Genomic DNA, 12,508 nt, shown 5'->3' with positions numbered 1-12,508 from the left:
TTCTTCTCTCCGATGGCAAGCTCTTCATTACACAATAGACCTTGTGACCATATCAAGCCGCAGAAATTCCCGAGTTATTGCCAGATTCTCCTTATCGTCTCACCATCGCCCCAAGCTTCCTCCCACTCAGTAAATGCCGAAATATCTGGGGTGTCATGAACGGCGCCGAACCATCTACGTTGGGTGCGCCAGAGCCTGCCGTCATATCACTGCGATTCACGGTCCGGGTTTCAAAAGACAATCGTGTCAGGCCCGTCGTGTTGGGAACGCTTGCATGTAGATGGGCACCTGAAAAGCAGAGGAGATCTCCTGGTAACAGGTTGACCACCAGGGCATCGTCCCAGCTTGGTGCCTTGGTCGCTGTCGGTAGAAGCGGATAACCGGAAGTGCTTTTCGTCCGCTGCGCCTGCACCATCTCCTGAAAATTCCAGTCCGCGCTGTCGTTCTCGACTATCCGCGCAAAAAAGCCTGGGAAAAGCGCCAGGGTTCGCTCTGGCGTTGTCTCGTAGAGTGGCGCCCACCAATTAATCTGTGCCGGCAGATTGGAACCCCATGTGTCCCTGTGAGCACGAAGCGGTTTGGTTCGCTCGCCTTGTCTACCTGATTGGGGTGGCTGGACACGAAGGACAACGCTGTCGCCGTATGTCTCATCCAGATTCGTATTGATAGCAGACAGCACCTGACGCCACGCAACATCCACATTGCTGTCCCGTCGGATTGCAGCGCGCAATGATTCGGCAGCGTGCTCAATTTCGTTAGACGACATTGACAGGTGGGGACCGGTCGGATCATTGCCGAGATGGCTGATGCAATGCGCGCGTAGCCTATCGGTTAGCTGAGCCATCGCATCAAAACCCCGAAAAACGATCAGCTCGCCCCTGTAGAGTCTGGCATTGCGCTCGGCCTCGGGCAAGGGTGTCGCCAGTTGATATATAACGGTCATGGTCGGACCCTTACCTTTACCGTGGCGATCCTCCATTTTATGGCCAATGCTGAGCGGCATTAACCGAAGATGATATCGATCAGACCGCCGCGCCCATCGTCATCACCGTCGTCGTTGTCATTGTCGCCGTCGTTGCCATCGCCGCTGTCAGACCCATCATCTTCCGGCGGTGTTGGTGCCGGGGGAATGACCGCAAGGTTCCCGCTTGAGATCAGGTCTACAAACGCCTGATAGTCAGCAACATTGGGGATGCCTCTTATTGCGGCGGAAAAGGCATCAAGCAGTTGGTCCACGGCATCGTTGATCTCAAAGCTGGACTTGAAAGGATCGAATCCGTCGCCCGGCAGGTTATAGTTTGCGTTCAGTAGCGCACCCAAAAACTCCTCCCTGGCCAGATTCAGGCTACTTACGGCCGTCGCATATTCATCCTGGTTAAACCAGTCCATCGGCGCCATAGACGCCGATAATGCAATGATCAAATCCGTAAACGGAGTAATGTTGATGGTACCGCCCGAGTCGGCAAAGCTGTGCAGGACTTTATCCTCACCATCGCCCGTAACCCGCAAGGCACAAGGTAAAGCAGAAGCATCCACCTGTCCCAGAAATCCACCGGACTCGTTGGTGGTGACAGATCCGATAAAGCCTTCGCCACCTTCACATCGAGCATCAACTGGTGCATTGACAATTGGGGCGCCAACGGCAGCCCGCCCGGATAGTGTTACCAATTGATCACCGGCCACAACACTTGAATCGTCCGATGAGGGGCCCGACGGACTGCAACCATTCAATGCCACTGCCAGAGCCAGGAGTCCTGTTTTCTTAGTTATCCATGTCATGGCCAAACCCTCTGATCAATACCCGACACGCCTGCCATTTCTGAATGGCAGGCAAAATGAGCGCCACAGGGTAAGAAGTTTCGTGAAAACAGCACTGGGAAAGCCGGATGAGAGCCTGTTATTGCCGGGGTGTAAAATATGTCGACATAATAACTATATCGTACTTTGATACTCTGGCAGCTGGCATCAAAGAGTATTCAAGGTCTTGCAGGCAGTTCAATCTTGCTCCAACCACCGGCACACCAACTCTGCTGCCGCTTCGTCATTAAAACCCATCCCGGAGAATGTGCTCCAGGTATCGATATCCATAGCCACTCGAAGCGTTGCCCGGTAACGCTGCGCACCGGCACCTGTCTTCCCGGCTGGCATCAACGCATCCTCAAGGTTTTGAAGGAGTTTCATCCATCCGTTTTCAACCACGTCCGCCAGGGCAGGCAGTGTCTTTGCATCCCGCATCACTTTCCCCATCATGTCGTAGGAACGGCGGTAGTAGTCGTAAAGCAATTGGAACACCTCAGCGGCTCGCTTCAACTCATCCGGTTCAGTGAGTGCCTGAGTAAAATCCGGCGGTGGATTATCCGCAATCCAGTGATCACTGCAGGCACGAAACATTGCAGCGTCATCAGGGAAGTGTTTATACACCGTCACGCGGCCGACACCCGCCAGGTTGGCAATATCACTTATGGTTGTCTGCGCTGGCCCGACCGTTCGGTGTAAATCAACGACCGCTTCGGTAATCCGGCGCCGGGTTTGTTCTTCCTGTTTTGCCCGGGTGGTTTTGCGATAGATGCGTTTTGGGGATTTAATCGACATACAGCATGTATACCCAATATTGACAGGTGCGTGAGCGAGAGATAATCTCTCACATTGAATATACGCAGTGTATGCTTAAAAGTGGGTGGAACGCGAGTCGGGGACTGTAATCCCTGACTTCAATCAGGGGGTAACTTATGAACAACACATCGCTGCCGGCCGTCGCCAATCACGAACGCCGACTGTACCAACTCGGCATCATCCTGTTTCTATTGGGCCTGTTGACCGGGTTTCTATTGCCGTTAATGGAGAATGCCAGAATGGGGCTGTCGAGCCACCTTGAGGGCATCATGAACGGAGTATTCCTGATTGTGCTGGGGTTGATCTGGCCAAAGCTTCGACTGGGCCCGACCGCGGAAAGAATCACCTTTGGTCTGGCGGTATTCGGTACCTACACCAATTGGCTGGCTACGCTTGCTGCCGGGTTTATGGGAGCAGGCGCACCCATGATGCCGATAGCAGGTGCTGGCTTTGAAGGTTCGGCTGTACAGGAGGGTTTGATTACCCTGGCCCTGATGTCGCTCTCAGTGGCGATGTTGGTAGTTGCCGGCATGGTGCTTTGGGGAGTCTCCGGGCAGGGGAGTGTAAAACGCACGACCTGACCCCGAGGTCTTCACCACGAATCACGATTGTGTCCTATGGCGCTTGCTGAGCGCCATTAACCGAATACGATAGTAATTCGACCTCGGTTATTTCCACGCCATCTTCCACCGCGGCGGATTTGACAGCTATGCCGTCCTCGACATTGAACCAGACTGCGGACGTTGAGGGTGCGGGGGCTAACGAGGTACTGCTGGTTTGGTAGTATTTACAGGCGTCAAAAGTGCCAGCTGGCACCGTGATAGTCTCTACACCCTTGAACTGGATTGTATAATCGAGCTCGGAGAGCAGCGTCTCCGGACCGTCCCCGGTTGAGGAGAACTGGGAAACCGACTGAACGTACTCTTCTTCAATTGCCAATGCATAGGGGTAATTGAAGATTGGTTCATACCAGAGCGTCGTCTCTTCACCGGTTTCAGGATCAACGCTGGTTGAGCCATGTGTGCGTTCCACCATAGCAGTCGTATCGATAGACACATACGTCGTATTCCGGGATTCGTCGGTAACACCCTCGGAAACATCCTCGACCAATATCGCTTGGGTTTCTTCCCCTCGGAATTCCATCGGTCCGAGAATCTCCTGCCTTATACTGACAATGCCGATCTCTTCTCCGGATTGGGTGTCATAAAGTTGTTGGCTGAACTCTATCAGCGTGCCTGTTGGTGCAATCTGAGGCGGAGCGCACAAGTCAGCTGCAGTCGAACCGTCGCCGCCAGTGCCGTCATCACCGCCAGTACCGTCATCGCCGCCAGTGCCATCATCACCGCCAGTGCCGTCATCACCGCCAGTACCGTCATCGCCGCCCGTACCGTCATCACCGCCAGTGCCGTCATCGCCGCCAGTGCCGTCATCGCCGCCAGTGCCGTCATCACCGCCAGTGCCGTCATCACCTCCGGTACCAACATCGCCACCTGTGCCGTCATCATCCCCGGTACCACCGCCATCGCTGCTTCCTGAGTCATCCTCCTCCGGTGGTGTTGGGGCCTGGGGAATGGCTGCAAGGTTTCCACTCGAGATCAGATCTACAAATGCCTGATAGTCCGCGACATTGGGCGTGTTCCTCACTGCGGCTGAGAAAGTATCCAGGAGCTGGTCCACGGCATCGTTAATCTGGAAGCTGGACGTGAAGGGATCAAACCCGCTGCCCGGAACGTCATAATTTGCATTCCTCAGCGCGCTCAGAAACTCGTCCCTGGCCTGTTCCAGGCTACCTACGGCTGACACATGCTCATCCTGGTTAAACCAATCCATCGGAGCCATAGACGCCGATAAGGCAATGATCAAATCCGTAAACGGGGTAATGTTGGTGGTACCCCCTGAGCTGGTATAGCTATGCAGGACTTTATCCTCGCCGATGCCGGTCACCCGTATGGCGCAAGGTAATGCAGACGACTCCACCTGTCCCAGAAACCCACCGGACTCATTGGTGGTGACAGATCCGATAAAGCCTTCTCCACCTTCACATCGGGCATTAACCGGTGCATTGGCAATCGGGGCGCCAACGGCCGCCCGCCCGGAGAGTGTCACCAACTGATCGCCGGCCACCTCACCTGAGCTTTCCGATGAGGAACCCGAAGGACTGCATCCATTCAATGCTATTGCCAGAGCCAGGATTCCTGTCCTCGCGGTTAGCCAGCTCATGGTCGAACCCTCTGTTAGTACCCGACACGCCTGTCAGTTCAAAATAGCAGGCAAGATGAGCGCCATAGGGCAAGAAGTTTCCGGAAAACAGTAAGGGGGAGAGACTGATGAAAACCTGTAGTTAAAGCGAGTGTTAAATATGTCGACGTAGCGGATACATTGCACCTTCATTGTGGGCAGCCAGAACCTCCGCAATGGCCCGGTAGCCCTCGGCACTTGGATGATAGCCATCGCTGGCAAGCAGCGAAACATCGGTGATTGCCGGGTAACTCCGGTACCGGAAATCTTCCGGTGCCTGTTTGGCCAGTTGCTCATAGACCCGATTCAGTTGCCGGGCTCGCCATCCCATGATTTGTCGCAGTGGGGAGGGTAACGCGGTGAACAGGTGCATGGGCGGTACGCTCAGCAGGTAAACCGGCGCTGGGTAACGCTGGGTGAGCATCTCGCGAAGTGCCAGCAATTGCCGCCGGAACTGACCCCTGGGCGTGAAGCCCGTGGTGTCGTTGACGCCCATGCTCAGCAGAACCACATCGGCCTCAGGCAGATCCATGCTGGCCAGTTTCCGGTTGAGCTGCCCCAGACGGATGCCGTTCACGCCATACGTGTGCCAGGCAATGGTTCGGCCCGTGCGTTCGTGTAGTTGCAGAGCCAATTGGCTTGCCAGGCCCTGCTCATGGCTGGATACGCCCACGCCAGCCGCCGTCGATTCGCCGAGGACAAGCAGCCGCAAATCCGGCACGCCTTCGCCGTACTGGCCGGAGGGGGAACCCTGGGCCTCGGGCAGCCGTGGCGTATGCTTCCGGGTGTGTTTGCCCTGATACAACAAGACCGGGAGGAGCAGGGCGGTGGTTAACCAGAAGGGCAGGTGCATAGGGTTCTCGTTACCGTCGCAGCAGTCAGTGAACTGTGAATCAGAGCCAGCGGCGAACCCGTTGCTCATAATCCCGGAAGGTGTCTCCGAACAGATCTCGTAATGCTCGTTCCTCCGGAGCAATCTGGAAGCGGTTCATATACAACACGAAAACCACCACGCCCAACAATGCCCAGCCCGAACCCAGAAAAATACCCCAGGCCAGCAGCCACAAAGCAAATCCGACATACATCGGGTTGCGGGAATACCGGTAAATTCCGGAGCTGACCAAATCCGAGCTGGCTTCGGGCGTACGCGGGTCCACCGTGGTTTGGGCCTGCCTAAAGGCAATCACGCCGGCGACCGAAAACAGCGTACCGATAGCAAACACAGCAACGGCAACAAATGCCAGAAGGGTACCGTCTATGCTGAGAGGCGGCGTGATTGAAGCCACGAGCCACATGGCCGCACCGAAGATCACTACCAAAAGTAGGGGAGGGATGCGTTTTTCGAGCATGGTCATTCCAGGGTAGATGAAAGAGTTTCGAAACATGACTGAAGAGCAGACAGGATTCACTGCCAGACAAGTATCTCAAGAATCCGGCAGCAGGAAACTAACTTGTCCGGTTTTTTATCAGAATTGACGCTTATACAAAGCGCTCCGGAATCTGGGCCAATGGGCGACATTCTCTCCTGTGGTGGAATTGCGCAAACCATGGAGTAACCATCATGCTCAAAAAAGTTCTTTCTCTGGTCATTTTTATAACCGCGTATTCCCAGGTTTTCGCAGAACAAACCTGGCAACCCTACCCGGAGAACCTCCAGTCTTTCAGCTACACCGAACAGGATCTTGCTGATCACTGGCCGGACCTGACCGACGGATTTCGTGGCCCTCTGCCAACAGCTGAGAGCCTGCGGGCAGACGCCGAACGTTGGCCCGAAATGTACGATTTCACGCAGAATCATCTGCAAACGGTAGCCCGCTCCCACCCGGATCTGGCGTCGCTCGCGGACGGCGAGCTGAGTCAGTCCTTCGATGCCTACGCCCGAGAGTTGCGCCGAGCCTGGGCGCTTCTGTTTAACGGCCAGTTCCGGGAAGCGCGGGACCTGGGTCTGGCCCTGGGGCCGGCTGGCTATTTTCCGGGGCTTTATGCCCAGGCCCTGCAAGCGACTCTGATCGAAACCGACGAGGATACCCGCAGACAGTTGCTCGAAGAGGTCATCACCCTGACCGAGGACATCATGCCCATGGCGCCTGACCATCCGATGATCCGGTTTGGCAACGCCTACGGGAAGGCTCGGATACTTGAGAATATGTCCGCCTCTGAGGCCATGGGAGCTGGCTATACCTCGGAAGTCATAGACACACTGGAGGCACTGCTGGAAGACGACCCCGACAACATCTATGCCGTCACATTATTCGGAGGTGTGCAGTCGGGAATCATCGAGAAGGCCGGAAGCCTGATTGCCCGGCTCACCTACGGGGCGAAAGAATCGTCGATGGAAGACCTGTTCAACAAAGCCATGCAGTTATCGCCGGACTATCCGGGCGTGTACTTCGAATACGCCCGTGCAAAGCTGAAAGTCGATGAGGAGAAAGAGGCTCTGGCCTTGTTGAAAAAGACCCATGGCATGAATGCTATAAGCGCCGAAGAGGCTCTATTGCTGCGGGCTTCGAACCGGCTTCGGCAGTCGTTAGAGTAAAACAGGTCGGAGAGCCGGGTAGCATGACTGCACAAAAGTCCGGCCTCATAACAATATGACTTGATTAGCTTTCAAAAACTATAAAAACCAAGGGTTAAAATCGTCATGAAAACATGTGTCCCTCTCCTTTTTATTTTTATCCTTGGGCTTCTGTCTGGATGTGGCGGTGAAAATAACGAGACATCTTCACCGCCAAGTGCAGAGCCGAACTACCCGCCACCCGCATCATTCCAGTCCCCCTCCGCTGCAAACCAGACACCACCAACCGTGCAGCCGACGAATGTCCGCATCAATACCGATGATGAGGTGATGACCCTACAAACAGACTACGGCAGGGTGGACATTGAGCGGGAACCATTGGCCATGCATTTTTATGATGAGGCCGGCAATAAAGTGTTACGCAGTATGAGCCAGGAACCCCCGGCGCCGTTGCTGTCACGAGTACCGTTGCCAACCCGTCTTTTGGGGGGATGGTCTCAGGTTATGCCACAAGCGCCTGCCTTGTACGCACCGTTCACCTTTATGGTTGGTGCGCCCGTCAATCTCCAGTTTCCGGCAACGTTCTGGGTCGGAAACATGCTGGCCTCAACCTCCACCGGAATCGAATATCGGTTAACCGATATCGAGGAGGTGACTGTTGCTGATAACCAATTGTCATTGCGAGTAGGAACCTCTGACCCGAGCGGGCGTACTGCACGAGTGACGGTGTCAGCAGATGAGAACAGCAGTTTTAAAGTCTCGGTCAGAATTGATCGTATCTTACAGGAAGTGCCTTTGGTCTCGGCCAGCTTTGATGCTGCTCCTGATGAGGCGTTCAGAGGCTTTGGCGGGCGACGAAACAAAATTGATCAGCGCAACGAGGCGTTTCTGAGTTGGGCTGAGGAGTTCTCGCAAACGCCGGAACAGCTTGAGCCATTGATTGGCAATAACTTTGGTGACGCCTACCAGTTCCCGACCGGCCCCCAGGGTGCTTATTACATCCAGTCGCTGTTTATTTCAGATCAGGGCTATGGCTTTTTGCTGGACCGCGATGAACTCTCTCACTGGCGTATGGCCTCTGACCGGGATGATGCATGGCGGGTGGAAGTAGCGGGTGGGGAACTGGATTTCCTTGTGGTCCCCGGGGATGCGAAACAAGCCGTCAGCCAGTTGTCCGGAATTAATGGTCGACATCGGGTGCCGCCTCGTTGGTCGCTGGGTCCGATGCTCTCCGAAACCATTCAGGAATTTACGGATACGCCGGAAAACTACACCGCCAAAGTCATGGAGTCCCTGGATCAGATTGACCAACTGGAGCTGCCGATCACCGCATTTGCCTTTGAGGGATGGGTGGGGACCAAGGAGACGGGTGCTTTCGACGATATTATTCAACGACTTCGCGCGCAGGACATAAAACCCGTGACCTACTACAGGGCTTTCGTTGGTCAGACAGAGGACGAACTGGAAGAACCGGAAGTCTATTCAGAAGCTGTCTCGCGAGGTTATGTCGCGCAGAATGTACTGGGACTGCCATACACCTTCGGCTCCCCACTGATGGGGGGTGTTGCTGCGCTGATCGATTTCACCAACCCGGAAGCGTTCGAGTGGTGGAAGGCCCGTATCAAAAAAGGGCTGGCAGAGGGCAGTGAAGGTTTTATGCAGGACTTTGGTGAACAGGTACAGGTCGATATGGTGTTTCATGATGGCAGTTCAGGTATCGCCATGCACAATCGAAATGCCGCGCTTTTTCATCAGGCCACCCGAGAAGCTTTTGATGAGTTTGTTGCCGAGAACCCGTCCAGGGAACCGTGGTTTTTTGTCCGTTTCGGTAACTCCGGTCGTCGAGGATCAGCGCATTATGAGTCGGCAAGTTGGCCCGGTGACAATACCGCCGACTGGAGCCGCGCTTCGGGCCTCGGTTCCGTCATTCCTGACATGCTCAATCGCAGTGTAGGCGGGGCTTATGGCTTCGTGACCGAAATCGGCGGTTACATTGATGCTTTGGGCTCCATCAATTCCGAATTGCTCATTCGCTGGGCCAATCACGCATCACTGATGCCGGTATTCCGTCAACACGGCGGCCCCGTGAATGGCACCCCAATGCCCTGGCGTTTCGACGATCCTGAGGTTGTGGAACAGTATCGCGCAGCCATGCAGCGACATATCGCTGCGCAACCTCTGATTTATCGCTTATGGAAGGCAGCATTAAAGACAGGCATACCGATTACTCGCCCACTATGGCTCGAATTTCCCGATGACCCGGAGGCAGGCCGCCAGGACCAGCAGTTCATGCTGGGATCAGACGTGCTCGTGGCACCTGTGGTGTCCCCGGGTACAGACGGTCGTGAAGTTTATTTTCCATCGGGTTGCTGGCGACATCCAGAAACCAGTGAGACCGTGCATGGTCCACAGACAAAATTCATTCTTGCGGCAATCGATGAGCTTCCGTACTTCTTTCGCTGTGGAACCAAGCCATTTCCTGTCCCGAATAATGGGTTTTAGTTACGGAGCTGGCCTGGAAAATTCAGTGTAGAAGCCGCCCGGCCAGCCGGTGTTTTTGTGCCCGGATAGCTTCTGTCAGAAAATCCATCAGTGCATGAATTCTCACCACACCCCGCAAGTCCGGGTGCATCAGGAACCACAGGCCGTATTCCAGCTCGGGGATGGGGTCGGTGAGCTGGATGATGTCGGGATCTTCGTCAGCGAGATAACAGGGAATGACGGCCAACCCCATGCGGGAACGAATGGCGCTGAGAATGCTGACCAGGGTATCCACACGGTAAACACAGGCTTGCTTCAGCCCGTGATTGTCCATCCACTCGCCCACGGCTGAGTCCGGCAACCGTGGCCCGGCGCCAATCCAGGGCTGGTTGGCGAGGGTTTCGATAGGCATGCCAGGCGTCAGGCCGAGGTCTTTGTGCCCATAGACGGCCTGGCCAATGGTAGTCAGCGGCCGGCCAATCAGGTTTTCAGGGGGACGGTTGGACGGGCGGATGGCAACATCAGCCTCCCGTCGTGTGAGATTGAACAACTGGTTGGAGACCGCCACATCAAGCACGATGCCGGGGTATTTATGCCGGAACTGCGTGAACAGCGGCGCCAGCACCCCCATCAGCAGCGAGTCCGTGGTGGTGGTCCAGATCTCGCCGCTGGGCTCCAGATCACGGCCGGCCACTTTACGTTCGGCGGCCAGGGCCGCCTCGTCCATAACCCTGGCGGTGTCGGCGAGTTCTTCCCCTGCCAGCGTCGGCCGGTAACCCGTCCGGCTTCTCTCAAACAGAGTCACCCCCAGGCGCTGTTCAACATCACCCAGCCGCCGGAAAACCGTGGCGTGGCTCACGCCCAGTGACCGTGATGCGCCAGACAGGGAGCCAGAAGTTGCAATGGCGAGCACCAGCTCAAAGTCATTCCACGCCAGATTGCTCCGTGTTTTCTGCGCAGTGTCAGAGGATTTTCCGGATTGCTTGCCTGTTCGTTTTTGCAAAGTCTGTTCTCACGCTTAGGGAATAGTTTGCAGATTAGAACAATATTAGCATGTACCTGAACTCATAAGACAACCAAGGCGTCTTGCTATCAAGTGCAGCGCCGGGAGGACAGAGACATGTTGATTTCACAAGAGATGACATACTTTCACGGCAGCAATCCCGTAGCGCTTCGCGAAAATGATGAGGTAGCAGATAGCTTGCCGGGGAACGGCATACCGCCCAGATATCGGAATAGCATGGGAGGCGTTAATCTTGAGCAGGTAAGGCGGGATCAGCGCAGGGCACGGCAAGAGGTTGTGCGGGCTATGATCCAACGCCTGGGCAAACTGCGGCATCCGCGCTGAGACGTGGTTGATAGGAACGCTCTCGGACCAGCAGGCCGTTCTGTGTTGTTGATTCAGTGTTGCTATAGTCAGATAACAAGCACTGATGCCGGAGCGCGAAATGACCCAGACTATGGAATTGATCGAGCGGATTGAGCGTATCCGGGAGCTCAATCCGCTGGATGCCGCTGAAGAGCTGATTCAGTCGCCTTCAGACGATGTCCAGTTCATTCTTTCGCGATTGCCTGCGGAACAGGCCCAGATGATCGTCTCTCACCTGGCCAACCTGGCCGCTCCGGACGATGCAGCCACCCGGGCGGTGCTATCCGGCATGGAAGAAACCGTTGGCGAACTGATGACGCCGGTAACAGCAACATTGCCGGCCAATAATACCGTCGCCGAGGCGCTGACCTTCATGGTAAAAAGCGCCGACGTCTCCGAAATCAGTTACATTTTCGTGACTGAAAGTGACCGTCTCGTGGGCGTAGTGGGCATGCGGGACCTGATCCTGGCCAAACCCTCTGATGCCTTATCTTCCATCATGGTGCTTGAGCCCTTTGCTTTTCAGGAAGACACGCCGGTGAAAGAAGCGGTGAGCGAGGTGCTTTACCGGCACTACCGCATGTACCCGGTGGTGGACGAGCAGCGGCACGTGATGGGCGAGGTGCGTGGCTGGAAACTGTACGAACGCATTGCCTCGGAACTCAGCGCCCAGGCCGGGTCCCAATACGGTGTGGCGAAGGAAGAGCAGATCAACACACCGGTGCTGTCCGCCTTCCGCATGCGCCACCCCTGGTTGCAGGTGAATCTGATCACCGCTTTCGCTGCTGCCTTCGTGGTTGGCATGTTCGAGAGCACCATCGCTCAGATTGTTGCTTTGGCGGCCTTCCTGCCCGTCCTCGCCGGGCAAAGTGGCAACACCGGCTGTCAGGCGCTGGCGATTACCCTGCGGGGGATCACCCTGGGGCAAATCAATGACTATCCAATCAGGCGATTGCTGCGCAAGGAAATTCTGCTGGGCGCGCTCAATGGTGCTGCCGTAGGCGTCATTGCCGGAATCGCCATGTTCGCGTACGCCCAATCCATCGATTCCGCCAACCCGGCCATGCTCGGCCTCGTCATCTTCATTGCCATGGTCGGCGCCTGCATGGGCAGCGGTATCTTCGGGGTAGCGGTGCCATTGATGCTTAAACGTTTCGGCGCCGACCCGGCTACCGCCAGCAGCATTTTTCTGACGACGTTTACCGACATTATCGGTATGGGCCTGATGCTGTTCCTTGCAACTTCGTTGGTGCTCTGAACTGACACGAACTCGATGCCCTGGTCAGATCTTT

At 55.7% G+C, this 12,508-nt stretch carries 11 protein-coding genes; 4 read left to right on the top strand and 7 right to left on the bottom strand.

All coding sequences use genetic code 11. From position 1 onward, the window contains the following. Positions 1 to 91 precede the first annotated feature (91 nt). The 3 genes from MARLIPOL_RS16130 to MARLIPOL_RS16120 all read right to left on the bottom strand — a co-directional run bounded on the left by MARLIPOL_RS16130 (position 92) and on the right by MARLIPOL_RS16120 (position 2,592). Positions 92 to 943, bottom strand: coding sequence for a hypothetical protein (locus tag MARLIPOL_RS16130; RefSeq protein WP_012139371.1), 852 nt, complete (start codon positions 941 to 943; stop codon positions 92 to 94). Between the two features lie 59 nt (positions 944 to 1,002). Beyond that, the gene (locus tag MARLIPOL_RS16125) at positions 1,003 to 1,779 is read right to left on the bottom strand and encodes a hypothetical protein (protein WP_145768808.1); all 777 of its coding nucleotides are present in this window, start codon (positions 1,777 to 1,779) and stop codon (positions 1,003 to 1,005) included. Between the two features lie 216 nt (positions 1,780 to 1,995). Next, entirely contained in the window at positions 1,996 to 2,592 is a 597-nt protein-coding gene (locus MARLIPOL_RS16120; protein ID WP_012139369.1) for a TetR/AcrR family transcriptional regulator, read from the bottom strand. A gap of 137 nt (positions 2,593 to 2,729) precedes the next feature. On the opposite strand from MARLIPOL_RS16120, the gene MARLIPOL_RS16115 reads away from it, so the two are divergent. Continuing rightward, positions 2,730 to 3,194, top strand: coding sequence for a hypothetical protein (locus MARLIPOL_RS16115; RefSeq protein ID WP_012139368.1), 465 nt, complete (start codon positions 2,730 to 2,732; stop codon positions 3,192 to 3,194). A gap of 34 nt (positions 3,195 to 3,228) precedes the next feature. On the opposite strand, the gene MARLIPOL_RS18695 is transcribed toward MARLIPOL_RS16115, so the two are convergent. The 3 genes from MARLIPOL_RS18695 to MARLIPOL_RS16100 form a co-directional block, all read right to left on the bottom strand. After that, positions 3,229 to 4,833 carry a hypothetical protein gene (locus MARLIPOL_RS18695; protein WP_186008502.1) on the bottom strand — a complete coding sequence of 535 codons (1,605 nt, stop codon included), beginning with the start codon at positions 4,831 to 4,833 and terminating at the stop codon, positions 3,229 to 3,231. Positions 4,834 to 4,966: 133 nt separating this feature from the next. Next, positions 4,967 to 5,704 carry an SGNH/GDSL hydrolase family protein gene (locus MARLIPOL_RS16105; protein ID WP_012139366.1) on the bottom strand — a complete coding sequence of 246 codons (738 nt, stop codon included), beginning with the start codon at positions 5,702 to 5,704 and terminating at the stop codon, positions 4,967 to 4,969. Between the two features lie 40 nt (positions 5,705 to 5,744). Continuing rightward, positions 5,745 to 6,206, bottom strand: a complete 462-nt coding sequence (locus MARLIPOL_RS16100) for a methyltransferase family protein (RefSeq protein ID WP_036192260.1) — start codon at positions 6,204 to 6,206, stop codon at positions 5,745 to 5,747. Positions 6,207 to 6,412: 206 nt separating this feature from the next. Here MARLIPOL_RS16100 and MARLIPOL_RS16095 point away from each other — a divergent pair, with 206 nt between their 5' ends. Together MARLIPOL_RS16095 and MARLIPOL_RS16090 are read left to right on the top strand one after the other, a co-directional pair. Then, the gene (locus MARLIPOL_RS16095; protein ID WP_012139364.1) at positions 6,413 to 7,387 is read left to right on the top strand and encodes a tetratricopeptide repeat protein; all 975 of its coding nucleotides are present in this window, start codon (positions 6,413 to 6,415) and stop codon (positions 7,385 to 7,387) included. Between the two features lie 309 nt (positions 7,388 to 7,696). Then, complete coding sequence (locus tag MARLIPOL_RS16090) at positions 7,697 to 9,868, top strand: glycoside hydrolase family 31 protein (protein ID WP_186008501.1); 2,172 nt, start codon at positions 7,697 to 7,699, stop codon at positions 9,866 to 9,868. Positions 9,869 to 9,890: 22 nt separating this feature from the next. On the opposite strand, the gene MARLIPOL_RS16085 is transcribed toward MARLIPOL_RS16090, so the two are convergent. After that, positions 9,891 to 10,850, bottom strand: coding sequence for a LysR family transcriptional regulator (locus MARLIPOL_RS16085; RefSeq protein ID WP_012139362.1), 960 nt, complete (start codon positions 10,848 to 10,850; stop codon positions 9,891 to 9,893). A 445-nt stretch (positions 10,851 to 11,295) separates the two neighbouring features. On the opposite strand from MARLIPOL_RS16085, the gene MARLIPOL_RS16075 reads away from it, so the two are divergent. Then, entirely contained in the window at positions 11,296 to 12,474 is a 1,179-nt protein-coding gene (locus tag MARLIPOL_RS16075; RefSeq protein WP_012139360.1) for a magnesium transporter, read from the top strand. Positions 12,475 to 12,508: the final 34 nt, after the last annotated feature.

Origin of the sequence: Marinobacter lipolyticus SM19, assembly GCF_000397065.2 — a bacterium.
Taxonomy (GTDB): Bacteria; Pseudomonadota; Gammaproteobacteria; order Pseudomonadales; family Oleiphilaceae; genus Marinobacter; species Marinobacter lipolyticus.
This window is presented reverse-complemented; position numbering and strand designations above follow the sequence as displayed.